At 42.9% G+C, this 20044-nt stretch carries 18 protein-coding genes; 5 read left to right on the top strand and 13 right to left on the bottom strand.

What is annotated here, in order from left to right:
- Positions 1-399: 399 nt before the first annotated feature.
- From J6578_RS05215 to J6578_RS05155, 13 genes are all read right to left on the bottom strand, one after another.
- Positions 400-1596 (bottom strand): Wadjet anti-phage system protein JetD domain-containing protein, encoded by a 1197-nt coding sequence (locus J6578_RS05215; protein WP_100149810.1) that lies wholly within the window; start codon positions 1594-1596, stop codon positions 400-402.
- Positions 1597-1764: 168 nt separating this feature from the next.
- Positions 1765-5160, bottom strand: a complete 3396-nt coding sequence (locus J6578_RS05210) for an ATP-binding protein (protein ID WP_287954043.1) — start codon at positions 5158-5160, stop codon at positions 1765-1767.
- A complete protein-coding gene (locus tag J6578_RS05205) occupies positions 5153-5941 on the bottom strand; it encodes a DUF4194 domain-containing protein (RefSeq protein WP_100149808.1) in 789 nt (262 codons plus the stop codon). The genes J6578_RS05210 and J6578_RS05205 overlap by 8 nt, the downstream gene beginning before the upstream one ends.
- Positions 5938-7389 carry a DUF3375 domain-containing protein gene (locus J6578_RS05200; protein WP_287954042.1) on the bottom strand — a complete coding sequence of 484 codons (1452 nt, stop codon included), beginning with the start codon at positions 7387-7389 and terminating at the stop codon, positions 5938-5940. Before J6578_RS05200 ends, J6578_RS05205 begins: the two co-directional genes overlap by 4 nt.
- Before the next feature lie 174 nt (positions 7390-7563).
- Entirely contained in the window at positions 7564-8832 is a 1269-nt protein-coding gene (locus J6578_RS05195; protein ID WP_287954041.1) for a Y-family DNA polymerase, read from the bottom strand.
- Positions 8816-10213: a 3'-5' exonuclease family protein gene (locus J6578_RS05190; RefSeq protein ID WP_287954040.1), complete on the bottom strand. Its 1398-nt coding sequence runs from the start codon at positions 10211-10213 to the stop codon at positions 8816-8818. Before J6578_RS05190 ends, J6578_RS05195 begins: the two co-directional genes overlap by 17 nt.
- 10 nt (positions 10214-10223) lie before the next feature.
- The gene (locus J6578_RS05185) at positions 10224-10835 is read right to left on the bottom strand and encodes a LexA family protein (protein ID WP_180296219.1); all 612 of its coding nucleotides are present in this window, start codon (positions 10833-10835) and stop codon (positions 10224-10226) included.
- A gap of 268 nt (positions 10836-11103) precedes the next feature.
- On the bottom strand, positions 11104-11346 hold the full coding sequence (locus J6578_RS05180; RefSeq protein WP_239352377.1) for a hypothetical protein: 243 nt from the start codon (positions 11344-11346) through the stop codon (positions 11104-11106).
- A 4-nt stretch (positions 11347-11350) separates the two neighbouring features.
- Positions 11351-11980, bottom strand: a complete 630-nt coding sequence (locus J6578_RS05175; protein WP_287954039.1) for a Maf family protein — start codon at positions 11978-11980, stop codon at positions 11351-11353.
- Between the two features lie 122 nt (positions 11981-12102).
- Positions 12103-13095, bottom strand: coding sequence for an acrylyl-CoA reductase (NADPH) (gene acuI, locus J6578_RS05170; protein WP_287954038.1), 993 nt, complete (start codon positions 13093-13095; stop codon positions 12103-12105).
- Between the two features lie 431 nt (positions 13096-13526).
- Complete coding sequence (locus J6578_RS05165; protein WP_287954037.1) at positions 13527-14366, bottom strand: SDR family NAD(P)-dependent oxidoreductase; 840 nt, start codon at positions 14364-14366, stop codon at positions 13527-13529.
- Positions 14367-14404: 38 nt separating this feature from the next.
- Positions 14405-14866, bottom strand: a complete 462-nt coding sequence (locus J6578_RS05160; protein ID WP_143557741.1) for a DUF6678 family protein — start codon at positions 14864-14866, stop codon at positions 14405-14407.
- A gap of 110 nt (positions 14867-14976) precedes the next feature.
- A complete protein-coding gene (locus tag J6578_RS05155) occupies positions 14977-15936 on the bottom strand; it encodes a PhoH family protein (protein WP_100149800.1) in 960 nt (319 codons plus the stop codon).
- Between the two features lie 243 nt (positions 15937-16179).
- On the opposite strand from J6578_RS05155, the gene hisB reads away from it, so the two are divergent.
- From hisB to hisF, 5 genes are all read left to right on the top strand, one after another.
- Positions 16180-16773: an imidazoleglycerol-phosphate dehydratase HisB gene (gene hisB, locus J6578_RS05150; protein ID WP_287951354.1), complete on the top strand. Its 594-nt coding sequence runs from the start codon at positions 16180-16182 to the stop codon at positions 16771-16773.
- Positions 16774-17323: 550 nt separating this feature from the next.
- Positions 17324-17971 (top strand): imidazole glycerol phosphate synthase subunit HisH, encoded by a 648-nt coding sequence (gene hisH / locus J6578_RS05145; RefSeq protein WP_287954036.1) that lies wholly within the window; start codon positions 17324-17326, stop codon positions 17969-17971.
- Positions 17972-18021: 50 nt separating this feature from the next.
- A complete protein-coding gene (gene hisA, locus J6578_RS05140) occupies positions 18022-18762 on the top strand; it encodes a 1-(5-phosphoribosyl)-5-[(5-phosphoribosylamino)methylideneamino]imidazole-4-carboxamide isomerase (protein WP_100149798.1) in 741 nt (246 codons plus the stop codon).
- A 227-nt stretch (positions 18763-18989) separates the two neighbouring features.
- Positions 18990-19229, top strand: a complete 240-nt coding sequence (locus J6578_RS05135; protein WP_287954035.1) for a hypothetical protein — start codon at positions 18990-18992, stop codon at positions 19227-19229.
- 34 nt (positions 19230-19263) lie between these two features.
- Complete coding sequence (gene hisF, locus J6578_RS05130; RefSeq protein ID WP_239427952.1) at positions 19264-20031, top strand: imidazole glycerol phosphate synthase subunit HisF; 768 nt, start codon at positions 19264-19266, stop codon at positions 20029-20031.
- Positions 20032-20044: the final 13 nt, after the last annotated feature.

Raw genomic sequence — 20044 nt, 5'->3', positions numbered from 1 at the left:
AATACTGAGAGGCCTCATGAAGCACTAAATAATATGACGCCGATTGAGTATAAAACACTAAAACAAGCAGCATGATTTTCTACATCAGTTTTGTACTAAGTTTGGGATATTTACATTGCTTCAATAAGCTATATAAATATTGTACTCAGTTTGAGTATTTGGTTATCTTATTGAATAGATGTACTTTGAGAAATTTTACGTTTAGATGTGAAAAATAATAGTTATTTAGGAATAATTATGATTAATATTTAAAGTGTTATTCATAACAAAATTTAAAATATGAAAGAAAGCATTGTTCTGTTGTTCAAATATTTGAATGGTTTACGTTCTATTAAATTTTTAGAAAAATAAAAAGATCTCGGAAATCATAGAAGTTCATCCTGTTTTCTAATTTTATGGTTAATAATTAGAAAGCCAATTTTGTAATTTGGTAAGAATGTAATCATTTGGTAAACGTTCTTGTTCTAAGCGATTATCATCATACTTTCCAGATTGTAGTATGGTAAACACTTTTTTTTCTGCTGGATTTAGATGGGCTGGGAGATCATGATAAGATTCTAATTCTTTTGTCATGGATTTGTGGTATTTATATAACGTTTCTTCATCCATCATCAATGTATGAATATGGGGGCAATGCATTTTAGCCTGGCTCAATATTTTTAACCCCCAGCTATCAATATCTCCCCAGTATCCTACTTTTTTTTGTTTTAACCATGGTGCAGAAAGCCAGCTGACATTGTTGCCTCCACCAAAAACAGCAATGCTATCTGGTAGTTGGGGTAGTGCTAAACCTGACTGAATATTTTCGACTACTAAAATGTTATTAGCAGGTAGTTCATATTTCATCAGTGTATGTTGATCCATTTGTAAGATGGGTAGTTCAGCTAAAGCACTTTGTGCTTTTTTGCATAATGGTTTGACCATTAACCAGCCTTTAGTGCTTTCTAGACATCCCAGCCAGTTAAGCAAGCCACCTGCTTTTGTAATTGCGCCATTATGCAGAACATCAAGTAAAGCGCTGATTAATACTTTATTATTTTCCAGAAATTTGGTGTCAATACCTTGCAAAGGTAATGTACGTAGATATGAACCAGTACCCATGAATGGATATAGCTGTTTCAATATGCTAATAATGCTAGTCGATTGTTGGACAGTTAGTTGTTGAATAGTAGATAAATGATTAATTAAAACTGGGTAAAAGCGTTTCTCAAATATCATTAATGGTTGTATTGTTTTCTCCCATTTGTGGACTTCTTGTTGTACCTCTGGACCTAAAAATTCAAATAGTTCGGTTCGATTTTTAAGTATTAGCTTGGTAGGTATGCGTTGTTGACCGACCTTATTTAATGTTTTTTCTTGCCAGTTTATCCATTCTTGTTGTGGGTATTTGTCCCATTGATTAATGAAATTTTTAAAATGCATCATGTTATCAAGTACCTGATTACCTGATGGTGGCAGCAAGGAAATTTCAATTGGAAACTGACGCTGATTCAGTAAGCGCTCTTTGAGATGCTTTGGGTGATCCCATTCTCGTTTTTTGATTTGTGTGTAAACTTCCGCTGGAAGTTTACCCCATTTGGGGCTTAATTCTGTCATATTCTGATTGTCACTAGGTATGTTCAGATGCGGTTAATATTGCTGTAATTCACTTTAAAATTTATAGTGTAATGGATTATATTCATACCTGCGGTGTTTTGTTTGTTAGTTTTTGCATGAATTCGGTTTTTATGTTGTGCATTCGGGCAAGCCATAAAAAATATGAAGTTAAGTATATTTTATTGGGGTAAGTTCAATTCCTAATGATTGGGCCTGTTTGATAATTTCAGGATTGTTTATTTGTGCTAGTTGTGTATCTATCTCTTCCCAAGTTACTTCGCATAAATGACTTTCATGAGTTTGCTGGTTACGCTCGGCAATGAGCAGGGAGCGTGCTGTTTCGCGTGCTAGGTTAAGGTTTTTATAAGGCGTAATCAAGTTGATATGGATATGCAATGCTTTAAAAACATTTAATACTCGACGGCTGACTGTTTCTGCGGTATTGGAAAATGCTTCGTCTAAAAATACTGTGCAGTAAACAGGTTTGTCATGCCCATCTGGTGTTAGTGCATAGGCCAGACTGGCTGCGACAATGGTGCCGGCAAACGATTCTTTTTCTCCACCCGATTTACCGCTAGATGATTCCAGTACATCTATGACGGCTGCGGTTTCATTATCCAGTTCCTCTGCAAAAAAAGACATCTGATAACGTGGATCAAGTAAGCGTAGGCTTTCTAGTGTGTTTGCTGAGGTTGTGTTGCAGGCTTTATCCAGCTTTGTGACTATTTCTTTTAATGTTTCAAATCGACGCTCATGATCATCACTGGTAAATAAGTTAAAAGCAATTCTGAGTAGGTTCGAAAATTCTGCTACATTGGGATATAGTTCGTTTTTGGTATTTAATTTAAGGTAAGTATTCTTTCTGAATTCGGTACGTTTTAATACGGTATTAATAACCTGAATACGTTCTTTTATTTCATTTTTTTCTGCATCTAATTGTTGCTGGATTCTAGCCAGTGATTCTGTTGCATGTTTATTTAAACGTTCTTTAAAACGTTCCTGTAATTGTGGCAGTCCTTCCTGCTCCAGTTTGATTAGGTGAGTTATATAATCTTCAATGCTTGTAATACTTGTAGCCCAATCGTTGGCGATTATAGACCAGCGAGACTTAAAATATGACATGACACGAATCAGGTTGTCGCGCGTTTTTTCATTTTCTTGGTTTTTTTCCTTCAATGAATCTTCAATCTGTTTTAGGTAAAAACTTTGTTTTTTGATTAGTGATGGTAATATGTCATCATTATATTGACCAATACGATGATTTAATAGTTGTCTTACTGTGTGTTCAATTCCTTGATCTGCATCATCCTGTGCGCGCTGAAGTTCTCTTTTTGTGTTTTCCAGCTCGTTATTTCTACTCCCTTGTTCCTGCTTGAGTTGTAATTCTTGTTCGTGTAATTGTTGTAAGTCTGCTTTGGCCGTTTCCCAGCGTAATTGTGCTTGGTTTAAATCGTTGCCGTTTTGTAATAGTTCAGCTAATTCTTTTTCTATTCTACTGAGTTTAGCTTGCTGCCTTGGTAGATCAATCTCTTCCCAGCAATAATTTTGTAATTTTTGCCATAGCTGTTTCTGCTCTTCGATTTTGTCCAAATCTTTACGCTTTTGCTGAACGATTTGAGCCTGCGCTTCTATCTTTTGTGTCAGTGAGGTTAACTCCTGTTCTAATATCGCTAATCGTGCTTTGTTGGAAAAGCCTAGTTGCCAAACTGTTTGATCATTTATTTTATTCTGATCCTTCTTTTCAAAACGACCCTGTTCCAGATGGGTTAAACCTGCCTGTGTGATGGAAAAAGGCGTTTTATCCAGCTCTTCGGTTGAATCCACACAAGTTAAATCGAAACGCTGCAAATGCTTTTTTAACCAGTCCCGATAAGGATGATTGCGCCAGATTAGTTTGTTTAAATAGCCTTCCGGTTTAAATTCGGCTTTTATTTTTTGGTGTTGAAATAATTCTGGTACGACTTGTACTCTGACATGCAAGCCAGTGTGACGGGTGTTTAACCAGCGTGTTACTTGTGAGAAAACGTCATAAGGAACAATCATGGTAGTTCTGAGCCCGCCTAATGCTCTTTCAATGGCTCCTTGCCAGTCACTTTCACTTTCTTTAACGTTAATTAATTCGCCAATAAAGCGACATTGTTCGATTGTTAGGTTTAGTGATGCAACCATTTCATCGCGAAGTTGTTGAAATTTGAGTGCAATATTGGAATCTGGTCTTGCCTTAATTCCGGTAATTTGTTCTTGGGTTTGGTTGAGTTGTGCTTGTAAGTTGCTTAATTCGCCACTGACGTGACCAAATCTATCTTGGGCATTTTGGGTATCCTGCTTTAGGTTTTGCAGTTTTTCTGTTGCTAGTTGTTGGTTGTTTTCAAATTGTATTCGAACCAGTTCTGGATTTAACCCTAATGTTTGGGTTTCTTTCTGATATTTTGATGCCTGTAGATTTACGCGTTCTAATTCAAGTTGTACATGTTTACGCTGTTTTTTTAGTGGTTCAATGCTTTCGCCACCGGCGAGAAGATAAGCTGCATGGTAATTTTCAACCTGGCTTTCTAACTCTTGCTCATTTTGATTTAGTTCGTCGAGCTTGTGTTGTAAGTGATCAATTTGTTTTTGAAGCTGCTGAAGCTTGGTGGTATAGAGTTGACATTTTAGTTCGCCAAAATAGGCTGTTAATCCGTTTTTTTCCTGTTCAAGGTTATTTGAGATTTCTAGACAATTATTATATTTCTGATTGAGTTCAGGTAATTTAATTAAATGTCGCTGCTGTTCTTTTGCGTCAAGCAGTTGTGCATGTGTGGTTTCTAAGTCTGCAAATTCTTTTACAACTTTACGAGCTTCTTCTTTGATTTCACTTGGTTCAAGTACGAGCTCACGAATTAGGGCTGTTAAGTCGTCGATTTTTTTTAAACCTAGGGCTCGGGATAATAGAGCAGGGGTGTTTTTGTTATCCATGTGCAGCAATTTGCGGTAGAGTGCCTGATAGTCAGAAAAATTGTCGTTTGAATAAGCAATTGTTGCATCATTATTTAATCTCTGTTTCAGTAGGCGTCGTTCACCATCTCTAAAGTATTCCAGTAATTCTTTAAGCTGAAGGTTACGATTGGCAATGACGTAGTGACGATTGATATCTGCTGAAGAGGTTGCAGAAGGTGTTGCCCAAAATAATACGGCCAGTGTGATGTAATTACCCTCATCAGCTAGATAACAGGCACGTAATCCTGTGATAACTGATTGGTTGCGTTTGCTTTTTACTTTGGTTCTGTTGCCGTCATGTGCGGAGCCGAAGTTGCCGCGCATATATGAAAGCAGGGTTCTGTCGCTGCGATCACCTTGTGCTGCGGCAACGTTAAAACTGGCGCGTCCTGCTGGCAGTAGTAATGCCATCAATCCATCAATAAATGTAGTTTTACCTGAGCCGTTATCGCCAGTTATTAGTGTACCAACTGGATCGATTTTGGCTGTATGCAAACCATGGAATGATCCCCAGTTATACACAGATAGTTCATGTAAGCGGATTTGACCAACTTTGAATAGCTCATTATCTATCATGGGTTTATTCATTTGATTCTTCTTTCTCTGCTTCTACTGTATCGGACTGTACTTTTTCGCTTAATTTTCTGTACTCTGTAAGCATGTTTTCTAGAAAACTGGCGTTAACAATATAGCGGATAATGGGCGTGATTTCATAACGATCCTCGCTGCCTCGTACGTTTGCCAGTATATGACGCTCTTTCATACGGTTTAGGGCAGCGTTAAGAGTCTTTTTTTCAAGTGTCGAGTGATTAGTTAGTGGTGAGAAGGGGGTTAAAAGTTCTTCAATATGCTCAAAGCTGATAATTATTTTGCTTTCTCCTACTGTTTCTCGTTCCTGAAAGTACTTACGCAGGATAATTAATATTAATGTGTCATGAACTGTCAGTTGCCGCTTATTGATTAATAGCGGTATTTCATCATTTTCTTCTGTGGCCTCTTTTATTTGGGTGATGTAAGCTACTCCATAGTGCTGATCCAATATTAATTTTAGATATATATTGGCTAAATAAGTTTCTATTTGAGCTTTGTAATGACAAATACTGGTAAATATATTGTTTTTTTGCGCAGCTAAAATCACACCATGTTTGAGTAAGGCTACTAAAGCATGTCTGGCTTCTGTTGGTAGGAAGCTAGACTCTGGTTGTGCGATATTGTCCGGCTGCAATATTGGCGACTGTGCGTATTCTGCGTCATTATTAATAATTTCATTGTCTGGTTGATTAACAGAATCGACGGGGATCATTTCTGCACAAAGCTGATCAAAAAATTCGCCAGCTGATAATTTTTTGTCATTTTCTTCTTGGTTCATAGTGAAAGCTCTTCCAGATTAGCAGGAAAAAGTGAGGCACTGAGTAGATATTTGGGGAGAGTGGCTTTTATCTGAACTCCCTGTTTATCCTGAATGATAATAGATTCTTTAGTGTTTAGTTCGGTTGCCTGAATATGCTGGGCAATCCTTAAATAGGCCACTAGTTCTTCCAGTCCAAAGTTAATTGCTTTTTTCTCAACCAGACCGGCGATAGTTAATGGTCCAAATGTACAAAGGTTGTGATAAATGGTGGTAGCTAATTCTTTAATCTGTACTGTATCTAGTAAGGTTATGACTGCTTCACTTGGGGCGGTTGAGTTGGTATGTTCTGTGATGTCTGCGATTTGTATTGCTGCTATGGGTTCTTTTAAAGATATTGAGTCGGGAGAGTTAATTTCTATGTTGCCGGTAGGTAATGTTAGGCTGGTAGTTTGTTTAAAGTTAACTTTATTTCTGGTGAAATTGACTGCTAGTTGTTCTAATTGTGTGATTAGTCGATCAACAGTACGTTTTTCCTGTGCTGCGCCACTTTCGATATAGGTTTTCAGGCTTTCTTCTGTTCGCCGACGGATTTGAAATATATGTTCACTTTCCTGATTGAGTTCCTGTAATAAACGTTTGAGAAATTTACGTTGTGGTGGTTGCAGGTGACTGGCTGAGGTCTGGCTGAGAATAATATCCAGTTGTTCTTTAAATTCGGTTGAACGGTTTGGATCACAAAGTAGTTGAAAGAATCCTTCAAATGCGCTGCCAGCATCGCTTTGGGCAAGTAGGGCTTCCTGATCCATAATGGCTTGCAATACTGCTCCACGATTATTATCTTTTTCTATCATTTTGACGCGGATATTTTGATCTAGACGACGAATTTCCTCTTCAACATAGCGAAAATCGTTGGTTAATACGGAAGCAAGTTGGTAGATTTCGCGTAATCTTTCTCGTTGTTGCTGGTCAGATAGTATTTTAATGCCTTTGGTTTGTATGGTTTCAATTTCTTTTTCCAGCTCAGCTTTGCGCTGGTTGAGCAGGGCAATTCTTTCTTCTGGATTTTCGTTTAATGCGATAACTAGTTCCCGAACGGCCTCTTGTACAATCCGTAGATGTGAAGCGCTGGTATTGATGCTACGTTCGTCGAATCCCTGACAGAAACGCAATGCAATTTCGCATGCATCCGTTTTAGTTAGTTTATTGTCCATCTCACGCAACCACCCATCTTTGATCCATTGATTAATATAGGTGGATGCTGGTGTATCTGCTTCCCACAGGTTGTTTTCCAATTCTGCTTCTAGTAACACGCGAGCCTGACTATAGGGTACTTCATTTTGTCCAGTGGAAAATAATTGCTCAATAAAGGCAAGAATGAGTGGTGCAGTAGTTGCTCTAAGTAATTTCCAGACCTTACTTTCCGTATAGTATCGATTATATTTTGCTAATGAGTGTGAAAAGTTCATTATTTAGCTATTTTTGTATGCTAATGGAAAGCCAATATTAACCTATTTTAAATTTAAATCGTAATTTCGATATGTTTATAATAAATTATATGGTTTTTTATTCTCTTTTTTACAACTTATTATGTGGTTAATTATTAATTTTGGTATGGTTTAAAGGTAATTATTTCTGGCCAATTAATCTGTTACCTCTAGTAAATTATGCCACTGGGTGGTATAGCACGGGCTGAGTTGGGCGCGGGTCATGTGCCAGTGGCTGGATTGCAGTTCGCTGCCTAGCTGGATGCTGTTGCGGCCGTAACGGCTGGTGATGCTATCCCATGCGCTCATGAGTTTGGTGCTGTGGTTGTGTTGGTTGGGATAAAGTAAGTCCTGTTGCTGGAATGTCTGTGCTGGTTCAATGCCACTTAGTTCGATGCCGCATTTTTTATATTTGTAGCCGGGGCGGTAGATGTTGCGCAGCAGATTCTGGGCGATATGGTTTAGGGTGAGGGTGTCGGCACTGGGCTGTGGCAGTTTGATAGACTGGTAGCCGTTGTATTGAGATTGGTCGTGGCGAAAGCGGTTGGTGTAGATAAAAACGCTGATGATGTGGGCGTGGCTGTTTTGTTGACGCAGTTTGGCCGCACCAGCACTGATGTGGTGGCTGATGGCTGCTTGCAGTCCGTTGAGGCTGGTAATTATGTTGCCAAAGCTGCGGCTGCGAACGATGTGTTGGCGACTGGCTTCGTTGATGATGAGTTCGCTACAGGGTAAACCCTGCATTTCGCGCTGGGTACGCTCGAGTACGACGCCGAATTGTTTTCTAAGGGTGGGGGTATGGGCGTTGATGAAGTCGAGGGCGGTATGGATGCCTTGAGCTGCGAGTTTCTGGCCGATTCTGCGGCCGATTCCCCAGATTTCGCTAACAGGGGTGCTGGCAAGGGCGCGTTGCTGGATGTTGGGATTCCAGTCTGTCCAGACGATGACGCCGTTGAAATGGTTGCGGTAGCGTTTGGCCAGATGGTTGCAGAATTTGGCCAGAGTGCGGGTGGGTGCGATGCCGACGCAGGTGGGTATACCTACCCATTGCTGGATGCGGTTGCGGATGTTGTGGCCGAGCTGGTGCAGGTTATTCAGGTTGTGCAGGTCGGCAAAGCATTCGTCGATGGAGTAGATTTCAATCGCTGGCACGAGGGAGGCGATGGTGTTCATCATGCGCCGTGACAGGTCGGCATATAGTTCGTAATTGGAGGAAAAAACGGTGAGTTTTCTCTGCTGAATGAGGTGCTGAATCTGGAAATAGGGGACGCCCATTTTGATGCCGATGTCTTTGGCTTCGCTAGAACGGGAGATGACGCAGCCATCATTGTTACTCAGGACGATGATGGGCTGTTGTTTGAGTTCAGGGCGATAAACTCTTTCGCAGGAGCAATAGAAGTTATTGCCGTCAATCAGGGCAAACATGAGTGGGATTCAGGGCTTGCAGGCGGTGTTTGTGCTGCTGGATGATTTGATAAATGTCTCGATCGAGCTGGCCTTGTGGCTGGCTGAGGATGGTGTGCAGTTGGTCGTTGTTGCTGGCGCTACCCAGATAAATCCATTGATGGAAGATATGGTATTTTTGTTGTTCTTTGATATAGGCATAGCTGGTAAATGGCCAATCGGCCAGTTTGATTTTTTGTAAGGCCAGTGCCAGTTTGAGGTTATGGGTGGTGGCAGTAATTTTGTTGATGCAAGCGCCGCTGCATTGGTGTAGTTGGTGGCGGAAGCAGGGGCGGTTGCTGCTGCCTTTTTCGATACCAAGGGTTTGCAGACACAGGTCGGTGTTGCTGATGGTATTTTTGATGGCTTTCTGTGCATCGCTTTTGCTGTGAAACAGGCCGTAGTAGCGCTGTTGCTGGTTGAACTGGACGTGATGCATGGGCACGATGTTCAAGGTGTCGTAGCCGTGTGTGTTGGTACTGAGCTGGAAGCTGAACAGGTCTTTCTGACGGCGCAGGCGACGGTTGAGGATAGGCTGGCGCTGTTTGATTTGTGCAGATTCGGTGAGCAGGGCATCCAGTTCGCCACTGCAAGGGATTACGTCTATTTTTTTGGCCTGCTGTGACAGGCTCATTTCTTTGTTGTTGTGTACATCCTGACCGAAATGGCTCAGCAGGCGGGTTTTAACTTGTTTGCTTTTGCCGATATATAAGGGGAGGTCGTTATCGCCGTATATGAGGTACACGCCGTAATCGTCACTGATGTTTTTCAGGATATCGTTGTTAAGGTGGGCGGGCAGGCTGGGGCGTTGCATGATGGTTTTGCAAGCCTGATGCAGTATGTCGGCTGGAAAGTTGTGTTTGAGCTGCTGCCAGAAGTCGTAGATGGCGCGTGCATCGGCAAAGGCACGGTGGCGGTTGTGCATGTCGATGTTGTGACGGGCAATGATTTTGTCCAGCCCATGATGTTTGTGTTCAGGGTAAAGCTGACGTGACAGTTTGACGGTACATAGTTGTTGTGGGTTGAAGGTTCTGCCCAGACGTTTGAAGGCGGCTTTGATGAAGCCGTAATCAAAACGTACGTTGTGGGCGGCGAAGATACGCCCTTTGAAAATGGCACTGAGCTGATCGGCAATTTCGTCGTTGAAATGTGGTGCCTGTTCTACCATTTGGTTGCTGATGCCGGTAAGAGTCTGAATGAAAGGTGGAATGCTGGTGTTGGGATTTAGCAGGGTGTGGAAAACCTGTGGCTGTTGCTGACCAGCTTCAGTGTAGACGACGGCGATTTCGGTAATGCGATCGCTGGTAGTACGGCCACCGGTAGTTTCGATATCGACAAAGGCAAGTTGTTGATCTGATAACATGATTTATGGGTTAACGGGTGTGTTTGATAATGTAGGTGACTACGCCGACGATGGTGAGGGTATCGCCTTCTCTAAAGCTGAAGTTGGGATAGGACTGGCTGCTGTTTTCGGAATGCAGTTCGATGTGGTTGTTACTTAGTTTGTGCAGGCGTTTGATGGTGAATTCGTTACCCAAGTCGGCCATGACGATGTCGCGGTGTCTGGGGGTGAGGGAACGATCGATGATGAGCAGGTCGTTGCGGCTGATGCCGGCATCGTGCATGGAGTCTCCGCCACAGCGTACGGCAATGGTGGCAGCCTGGTTTTTTATTAGGTATTGGTTGAAATCCAGATAATCGCTGATATAAGGTTCTGCCGGGCTGGGAAAGCCGGCAGGAATGGTTTCTGTGGCTAATGGGATGTTTAATTGGCTGAGGTTGTCAGCTATTTTCCAGCAATTGGCAGGCAGATGTTGTGCTGGGCGCAGCGGGGTATCAGCCAGTTGGTTTATCAGGTGTTCTACTGTGGGTATCAGGCTTACAGGTATGCGTTTGACTATTTTGGGCCCGGCAATTTTGGCTTTACGTCCAGCTCCGGCTCTGGTGCCTCCATGTCCATTGGATTTTGTTGCGGTATCAACCATTAAGATGCTCATCTTGATTAAGTTATTTAATCAAGAATGGTAGGGTTTTGATTTTTGTACGTCAATTATGCTTGCTGTAGATGGCCGGTAATGTTTTGTTTTTTTATGCTTTATGCTGTTGAATATTACTTGTGTTGATGCAAGTTAACTGATTTTGTAATTGATTGATTATTTTAAATAGTTGTTGTTGATTGCTATTGGATGGGTTGTATATGTTATGGATTTATTATGATTTAATGTTGATAAGTTAATATTCTAGATATTTGATTTATTGGTTTTGTAAGTGGGTGGAGGCAGGTTGTGCTGAATGGTGATGTGAGATTGGTGTGCTGCTGCCCGAAGCTGTTTCATTTGCTATTTGGTCGAGAGTAATGGTGGCTTCCAGATGGGCATTTTGTACATCTGAAGCGGTGATAGCCGCAGTTTCGCTGGCGCTGCGATGGTTTTCGTGGTGTGAACAGGCAGCTATGCAGGTAATGGTGACAATGAGCAGTAATGAAGAGCGTTTCATGATTCTATACTGGTACGGAACTGATTGATTGTGATTGGTTAAGTGGTGTACAGCCATATTGGCTGAGTAACTGGGTGGTTTCATATACAGGCAAACCCATGATGCCGGTAAAGCTGCCACTGATGTATTCGACTAACATGCCACCTAACCCTTGAATACCATAGGCTCCTGCTTTATCCAGTGGTTCGCCGGTAGCAATGTAGGCAGTAATCTGCTCGTCCTGTAAGGGGGCGAAGTGGACGGTGCTGGTTTGCAGAATGTCGCTGGTGTGGTTGTGCCAGTAAATACAAACTGCGGTGTGAACTTGATGTTGACGTCCTGAAAGTAGTTTGAGTATGCGGAATGCATCGTCGGGGCTGGCTGGTTTGCCCAGAATCAGGTTATTTAAGCTGACGGTGGTATCGGCGCTGATAAGGGGAAATTCGGGTGGCTGTTGTTGGTTTTGTTGCCATGTGGTAAGCGCAGCACTATTTTTCATGCGTGCCATGCGCTGGACGTAATCTGTTGCGTTTTCGCTCGGATAAGGCGTTTCATCAATTTCTGCCGGTAGGCGCAGGACATGGTAGCCAAGGTTAGTGAGGATTTCATGCCGGCGCGGGCTGCCTGAAGCCAGATAGATGGTTGGCGGGTTCATTGTTTTGTGTGGTGCAGGTGGTTATGTATTGTATAGGTTTGCTGTGGTTATTTTAACATTACTTTAAGCTGAATTGTTTTCTATTCATGTTGGGGACGGTAGGTGTTTTGTTAGTTGTCCGTTTAACGGTTTACGTCGACGATAAATCGCCCTTTGGTTGTACCATTAATGATGTCTTGTGCAATTTTGGGGCATTCATTCAGGGAAATGATTTGTCCGATGTGTTGCAATTGTTTGGTATTCAGATTTTTGGCTAGAAAATCCCATGCGGCAATGCGTTTTGGATAGGGTGCCATAACGCTGTCGATACCAGCCAGTGTAATGCCTCTGAGGATAAAGGGGGCAACTGTTGCTGGAAAATCCATGCTCTGTGCCAAGCCGCAGGCAGTGACGATGCCTCCATATTGGATTTGGGCACAGATATTGGCTAAGCTGTGTGAACCCAATACGTCTATGGCTGCTGCCCATTGTTCTTTTTGTAATGGTTTGCCAGCGCAGGCTAAGGTTTTGCTGTCGATGAAATGTTGCACGCCTAGTTGTTGTAGGTAATCTGTGTTGTTGATTTTGCTGGTGGCAGCAGTGATGGTGTAGCCCAGTTGGGTGAGCAACATGATGGCGACTGAACCCACGCCGCCGGTTGCGCCGGTGATCAGGATGTTGCCTTGTTCCGGGGTGATGCCATGTTCGATTATGCGTTGGACGCACAAGGCGGCTGTATAGCCGGCAGTGCCGATAATCATGGCCTGTTGGGCACTGATATTTGTGGGCAGAGGTATCAGCCAGTCTGATTTGAGATAAGCATACTGGCTCAGACAGCCCCAATGGGTTTCACCACAGCCCCAGCCATTTAAGATGACGCTGTCTCCTGACTGATATTGTTTGCTGTTGCTGTGAATAATGGTTCCAACGCCGTCTATGCCGGGTATCATCGGCCACTGTCGCACTACTGGGCCAGTATTGGTGATGGCCAGTGCATCTTTATAGTTTAAACTGGAATACTGTATTTGAAGCAGGGTATCGCCTGTTTGCTGCAATAACGCTTCTTCGGTGATGTTCTGGATGTGACAGGAAAACGCGGTCTGATTTTTTTCTAACAGTATGGCTTTAGCTAACATGGTTGTATTCCTGTTGTTGATAATTAGACGGCTGGTCTAGTTTTTACTATAGACTGTTTGTCTAGTTGAAATCAATTTTGAAGAAGATTAATCGGCTTTCAGGATGAGCTTAGCTAAATTTCAGGAAAAATAAAAGTTTAGTTTTCTATTTCTCTTTAGGCTGTAGCAGGATTTGTTTAATTGAGTCTTATTAAGCTGAAGAATTGCTCGTAAATGTATCAAGTGGTGTTGTATTTTTAAGCAGTTTGGCGCCGCTTACGGCCGTTACCTGCCAAGCTAGATGAAGCAAGCAAGTTTGGTACTGTTTGATTGTGGGCTTATTTTGTGCGGTTGTTGTGTCTCTTGCGGGATAATGGCGTGTACTGGATGGTTCTGTCATTGCGGTAAGATTTTTGTTTGCTGTAAAGATAAGAGGGATGGTTGATTCTGTTTTACTTTCCCTGTTTGCTGACGGCAATACGACACAGCCAGTCCAGCCAGCTAATGGGTAAGAGCTTTTTTAAATACCAGAATAGATGTGCCGGTACGGTAACCGGATAGCGTGCTTTGGGTTTGCGGGCATTCAGGGCACGCACGCAGACGCTGGCGCATTGTTCGGCAGTTAATGTAAATGGTGCTACAGCACCAGCAGTTTGCAGGCGGTTGAGCTGCGCCTGATAGGCAGCACGATGTACGCTGTTTTCAACATCTATATACTGTTTGAATTTGACAAGGGCATTGGGACGGAAGCGGGTGGCAATTGGCCCCGGTTCGAGTAGGCTGATATGGATACCGCTGGCATGAGTTTCCTGCCGCAGGGTGTCGCATAATCCTTCCAGTGCGAATTTGCTGCTGATGTAGGCACTGCGCCATGGCATGGCTGCATAACCCAGTATGCTGGAGTTAACCAAAATGCGGCCATGTTGCTGGCGGCGAAAGATTTTGATGGCGACATTGATGCATTGCCAAGTACCAAATACGTTGGTGTTGAACTGCTCCTGCAGGGCTGCGCGGCTGATGTCTTCGGCAGCACCAGTCTGGCCATAGCCAGCATTGCAGAATAAGGCATCCAATCGGCCGAATTCGGTGATTACGGTTTCGATAGCAGTATGTATTTGTTCGTCACTGGTGATATCCAGTTGCAGACTATGAAAACCTTCGGCACGTAAGCGTTCTACATCTTCTGCGCGACGGCAGCTTGTATAGACGCGCCAGTTGTCCTGACGCAGTAATTGTGCTGTGGCATAGCCAATGCCACTGGAGCAACCGGTGATCAGGATGGTTTTTTGCATGTTTATACTTGGTTGAAATCCGTTTTAACGGTTCTAGTTTAACATGCTGGATGGCATGTGTTTTCTAAGATTGTATGTTTGGCCTGTTTATATCCATAAATGGTAAAAATGTTGTCTTCTTCATCATAAGGGATACGCAGGCGTTCAAGGATTGCTCTGAATGCAGTGGTTTCATCAATGATTGCATCGGCAATTAATCTGCCTCTATGCTGGCTTAGTTGTGGTCGAACTTTCAGCCACTCAATCATAAAGAGTGGAGGCATACCTTCATGATAGTAGTTACTCCAGTCACCTAGCCAGTTTGGTACTTCGTTTAAGCAGGTGTGACAGGTTTTATCTTTATCTGTGATACAGCGCAATACATAAGGCGGTTCAAAAGCTAAGCTGCTCACAGCATGCTGCAATTTAATCCATTTGAGGTCGTTCATCATGGGAATAAATTGTTTTGCTACTATGATTTCCACTACTTTCTGTTTTAGTTGCTGTATGTCTTTATGCACTGTTATGTAATGTTTATATTCATTATATAAGGAAGTTATACCATTTAAATCATTGAATTCCATTATTGTAGATTAAATATTCTAGTTATTTCGATAAACACCATTGTGGATTATTGCTCCTTTTCGGCAGCAGCATCGTAGGCATCAACGATTTTTTGCACCAGAGGATGGCGTACTACATCTTCGCTGGTAAATACATGAAAATAGATGCCGTCAATGTTGTTGAGCTTTTCGCGCGCGTCTTTCAGGCCGCTTTTGATGTTTTTAGGCAAGTCAATCTGGCTGGTGTCACCGGTAATAACTGCTTTAGCACCAAAACCTATGCGGGTGAGGAACATTTTCATTTGCTCAGGTGTGGTATTCTGGGCTTCGTCCAGTATGATATACGCGCCGTTAAGTGTACGTCCGCGCATATAGGCTAAGGGCGCGATTTCAATCAGTCCTTTTTCCAGCAGTTTGGTTACACGGTCAAAACCCATCAGGTCGTAGAGGGCATCATACAGGGGGCGCAGGTATGGGTCGACTTTCTGTGCCAGATCACCGGGCAGAAAGCCCAGTTTTTCACCAGCCTCTACGGCAGGGCGTACTAGTACGATGCGTTCTACCTGATGTTTTTCGATGGCATCTACGGCTGCGGCTACGGCCAGATAGGTCTTGCCGGTACCGGCAGGACCCAGACCGAATACTACATCATGTTTTAATAATGCCTGTATATAGCCGTTCTGGCGTGGAGTACGGCCACCGATATTGCCGCGACGGGTACGCAATGTCCAGACTTTAGGTTCGTGATGTTCTGTATCTTGATGAATACTGGTTTTGGCTTCTATTGCAGCCAGCTGGACGTCGCTATCGTTGAGGTCGCGTTCCCGCGCGATGCTGGCCAGATTTTCCAGTGCTTTGATTCCTTGACTGATTTGTTTTCCAGTTAAGGTGAAATGGTCGAAACGGCGGGTAATTTCAAGATTTAAGGCTTTGCCCAGACTGGCAATATGCTGGTCTAATACTCCACACAGGCGTTGCAGAGCTGTGTTGTCTATTTGTTCTAACTGATAATGGCTGGTTTGGCTCATGGTTGTACTGAATAAGATTAGCTAAATATTAATATAATGTAGTCAAACTGGTCGAAAGCAAGGGTAAGTTGCCGGATAATGTTATGTTTAGTAGGGATGCTGCTTTAAGAATATACGATAAGAAATAATAGGGCAGTCTTGTCGGCAGACATGAGTTGGTATAGATTGTGGTTGTAAATAGAGGAATGCTGTTGGCAATTTACGCCAAATAAGCAGGTAAATGATTTTTGAATGGGAAATTGCATGCGGACTGCGAAAATTATACGTAATACCAGCGAAACTAAAATACAGATAAGCATTAATTTAGATGGCACTGGTGTGGGGAATTTTGATACTGGCGTGCCTTTTCTGGAGCATATGCTGGATCAGATTGCACGCCACGGGTTGATTGATTTGGATATCCGCTGTCGCGGAGATGTGCATATTGATGACCACCATACAGTTGAGGATATTGGTATTGCGCTGGGACAGGCATTGAAACAGGCTTGGGGAGATAAGTGCGGAATTACACGTTATGGTCACAGTTATGTGCCGCTGGATGAGTCGTTAAGCCGGGTGGTGCTGGATTTATCGGGTCGACCGGGGCTGGTGTATAACGTTGAGTTTACCCGTGCTTTAATCGGGCGCTTTGATGTTGATCTGTTCAGTGAGTTTTTTCATGGTTTGGTGAATCATGCAATGATTACGTTGCATATTGATAATTTGCGTGGTGTGAATGCGCATCATCAGGCAGAAACGATTTTCAAGGCATTTGGTCGCGCGTTGCGGATGGCTGTGGCTGCGGATGAGCGTATGGCAGGGGTAATGCCGTCAACCAAGGGTACGCTGACTGATTAATGGTTCTAGATAGATTGATTATATGTTGAGGTGTATACATTTACGGATAATTTTTTCTGTACTGTCTTAAGTATATTGTTAACACTACTTTTGATGTTTGTCTGTGTGACGATAGCGAATGCTTGACATGCTTCTAGATGGCTGCTTTAAGATTAAAATATATAAATAATTTTTTATTTATATATTTATTTGTTTATTTGTGATAATGTTCGATTGTAAAATCTGGTGGCTATAATGATGGTTTCCTTGCCAAATCCGCAGTCGTTACTAATAGACGGGTTGATGCTAAGTGCTTGGTAGCTATGAATGAACTGTCAGCTGGAAGATAAAACCAGTGTGATGAGATTAGTTCACCGGGATGATTGATGGTAAGAACAAGCTTTTTCACTTCAGAATGATAGCTAGGTATTGGACAAATCTATTTTTGCTGATTCTTAGCGATTCTCATTTCATGTAAGGTAACGGGTTACAATCAGCCCGTATAATGAGAGTCAGATTCTAGGAGAATCTGGTTCGAATATACTCATTTGATTTTAATAAAGATTTGAAGATGAAGGTAGCCATTGTTAATTATGGTATGGGCAACCTGCACTCGGTGCTGCATTCGGTACAGGCTGCAAATCAGTTACAGCAGATGCAGGCCGAAATTATTTTGACGGCGAGACCGGATGAGGTATATGCGGCAGATAAAATTATTTTTCCCGGGCAGGGAGCTATGCCGGACTGTATGGCAGCTTTGCAGCAAAGCGGGTTGGCCGAGGCACTAATGGATGGTTTACGGAGTAAACCCTTTTTTGGTATTTGTGTTGGTGCTCAATTATTGTTTGATTTCAGTGAGGAAGGTAATACTGCCGGGTTGGGCTGGTTTCAAGGAACTGTACAGCGTTTTCAGAATGCTTCAGATGCGGATGGAAGATTGCTGAAAATACCGCATATGGGCTGGAATCGCGTCCATCAGACTCAAAACCACCCTTTGTTTGCCTCGATTGAACAAGATGAATGGTTTTATTTTGTTCATAGTTATTATCTGTTGCCACAAGATTCGTCTATTGTTATGGGTAAGGCAGATTATGGCAGTGATTTTGCCTGTATAGTAGGTAAGGATAATGTTTTTGCTACCCAGTTTCATACTGAAAAAAGCCATGTGGCTGGTTTGCAGCTACTGGGTAATTTTTTGCAGTGGGATGGTACATGTTAGTTTAATTTAATGGTGGTGGTGTTTAATCTATTGGTATATGCGAATTTGATATGTTATTGATTCCTGCGATTGACTTAAAGGGCGGACAGTGTGTGCGCCTGCAACAAGGTCTAATGGACAGAGCGACGGTATTTTCTGATGAACCGGCAAAGATGGCTTTGCACTGGTGTCAACAGGGAGCACGCCGTTTGCATTTGGTGGATTTGGATGGTGCTTTTGCCGGTAAGCCAGAAAATATGATTTCTATCAAAGCAATACTGGAGCAGGTGGCTGATAATGTGCCGGTTCAGCTTGGCGGTGGTGTTCGTGATTTACATACTATTGAGCGATATTTACAGCTGGGACTAAGTTACGTCATTATCGGCACTGCTGCAGTCAAGAATCCACAGTTTGTCCGGCAGGCATGCGCTGCTTTCCCCGGGCAGATTATTGTCGGACTGGATGCTAAAGATGGTCTGGTTGCGATTGATGGCTGGGCAAAAGTAACTGATTTGCATGTGACAGAGCTGGCCAAACGGTTTGCAGATGATGGTATTGACAGTATTATCTATACTGATATCGGGCGTGATGGAATGATGGGCGGTGTCAATATAAATGCCACAGTGAAATTGGCTCAGGAGGTTGCTGTGCCTGTAATTGCATCCGGTGGTGTGACCAGTATGGCAGATGTAGAGGCACTATGCGCAGTAGCAGAACAAGGTGTTGCCGGTGCTATTGTCGGACGGGCAATTTATGAAGGTTCCCTTGATCTGGCAACTGCCCAGCGCATGGCTGACCAGAATAAATGCTAGATTCTGCTTTCATCTGTCCAGCAAAATATCTGGATTCTGACTAAAAATATTGAAAAATAATGATGTTTGATAACAGGGGTTATCGGGAAACCGGTGTAATTTATTTAACTGTAATATTGTATGATTAGGGAGACAGTGTGATGGTTAATATATTTGGTTCGCTGATATTGGCGTTATGGCTATTCTTGACAATGAATCGCAAAAGGCAGAGTTTTTTTGAGGCCAGTATGTTTATTATCATAATGATGGGGGTAAACTGCATCATGCAACATGCTTGGCCAGATGTGAACAATGCTTGGTTATTGGGATGGATTGCGCAATGGATTTATGTGTTTATTGCCATATGGTTATTTGATATTGTTTGCCTCAGTAGCCTAAGTGCCGCGATTTATTCAATAATAATAGGTGTTGTCTATTATTATTTACAGCTGAATATGCCTACTCTGGTTGAGCGCTGGCTGAACTGATTATTGCTATTGCATAGCTGAGAAAGATAGTATCATGGCTTTAGCCAAGCGTATTATTCCTTGTCTGGATGTTGATAACGGGCGTGTAGTCAAAGGTGTTAATTTTGTTTCCTTGCGCGATGCTGGTAATCCCGTGGAAATAGCCCAACGCTATAATGATGAAGGCGCTGATGAGCTTACTTTTCTGGATATCACCGCCAGTTCAGATAATCGTGATACGATTTTACATGTTATCGAGGCGGTAGCCAGCCGAGTGTTTATTCCGCTGACTGTAGGTGGCGGGGTACGCAGTGTTGAAGATATACGCCGGCTGCTTAATGCAGGCGCAGATAAAGTATCGATTAATACAGCTGCAGTGACAAATCCCGGGCTAGTAAACAAAGCTAGTGCATTTTTTGGCAATCAGGCGATTGTTGTGGCTGTAGATGCCAAGGCAATTGACGCTGAAAATACGTGCTGGGAGGTTTTTACTCATGGCGGGCGCAGACAGACAGGGCTGGATGCAGTAGCGTGGGTGCAGGATATGGCGCTGCGTGGAGCAGGTGAGATTCTGTTGACCAGTATGGATCGTGATGGTACCAAGGCCGGTTTCAATTTACCTCTTACTCGGGCTGTAAGTGATGCTGTTAACGTACCGGTAATTGCTTCCGGTGGTGTGGGTAATATTGAGCATCTAATTGAGGGCGTGCAGGTAGGTCATGCTGATGCAGTGCTGGCAGCCAGTATTTTCCATTTCGGCGAAGTACGTATTCAGGATGCTAAAATGGCAATGAAACATGCAGGTATTGAAATGCGTGTATAGTTCAGGTCTGATG

Source organism: Snodgrassella sp. (assembly GCF_024103505.1).
GTDB classification, from domain to species: domain Bacteria; phylum Pseudomonadota; class Gammaproteobacteria; order Burkholderiales; family Neisseriaceae; genus Snodgrassella; species Snodgrassella communis.
The sequence above is the reverse complement of the archived record's forward strand: the minus strand, read 5'-3'. Positions and strand labels throughout refer to the sequence as shown.

Bases quoted from the DNA above. Each gene is read 5' to 3' on its own strand.
- J6578_RS05215 (WP_100149810.1), bottom strand. From the start codon at position 1,596: ATGACAGAATTAAGCCCCAAATGGGGTAAACTTCCAGCGGAAGTTTAC.
- J6578_RS05210 (WP_287954043.1), bottom strand. From the start codon at position 5,160: ATGAATAAACCCATGATAGATAATGAGCTATTCAAAGTTGGTCAAATC.
- J6578_RS05205 (WP_100149808.1), bottom strand. From the start codon at position 5,941: ATGAACCAAGAAGAAAATGACAAAAAATTATCAGCTGGCGAATTTTTT.
- J6578_RS05200 (WP_287954042.1), bottom strand. From the start codon at position 7,389: ATGAACTTTTCACACTCATTAGCAAAATATAATCGATACTATACGGAA.
- J6578_RS05195 (WP_287954041.1), bottom strand. From the start codon at position 8,832: ATGTTTGCCCTGATTGACGGCAATAACTTCTATTGCTCCTGCGAAAGA.
- J6578_RS05190 (WP_287954040.1), bottom strand. From the start codon at position 10,213: ATGTTATCAGATCAACAACTTGCCTTTGTCGATATCGAAACTACCGGT.
- J6578_RS05185 (WP_180296219.1), bottom strand. From the start codon at position 10,835: ATGGTTGATACCGCAACAAAATCCAATGGACATGGAGGCACCAGAGCC.
- J6578_RS05180 (WP_239352377.1), bottom strand. From the start codon at position 11,346: ATGAAACGCTCTTCATTACTGCTCATTGTCACCATTACCTGCATAGCT.
- J6578_RS05175 (WP_287954039.1), bottom strand. From the start codon at position 11,980: ATGAACCCGCCAACCATCTATCTGGCTTCAGGCAGCCCGCGCCGGCAT.
- acuI (WP_287954038.1), bottom strand. From the start codon at position 13,095: ATGTTAGCTAAAGCCATACTGTTAGAAAAAAATCAGACCGCGTTTTCC.
- J6578_RS05165 (WP_287954037.1), bottom strand. From the start codon at position 14,366: ATGCAAAAAACCATCCTGATCACCGGTTGCTCCAGTGGCATTGGCTAT.
- J6578_RS05155 (WP_100149800.1), bottom strand. From the start codon at position 15,936: ATGAGCCAAACCAGCCATTATCAGTTAGAACAAATAGACAACACAGCT.
- hisB (WP_287951354.1), top strand. From the start codon at position 16,180: ATGCGGACTGCGAAAATTATACGTAATACCAGCGAAACTAAAATACAG.
- hisH (WP_287954036.1), top strand. From the start codon at position 17,324: ATGAAGGTAGCCATTGTTAATTATGGTATGGGCAACCTGCACTCGGTG.
- hisA (WP_100149798.1), top strand. From the start codon at position 18,022: ATGTTATTGATTCCTGCGATTGACTTAAAGGGCGGACAGTGTGTGCGC.
- J6578_RS05135 (WP_287954035.1), top strand. From the start codon at position 18,990: ATGTTTATTATCATAATGATGGGGGTAAACTGCATCATGCAACATGCT.
- hisF (WP_239427952.1), top strand. From the start codon at position 19,264: ATGGCTTTAGCCAAGCGTATTATTCCTTGTCTGGATGTTGATAACGGG.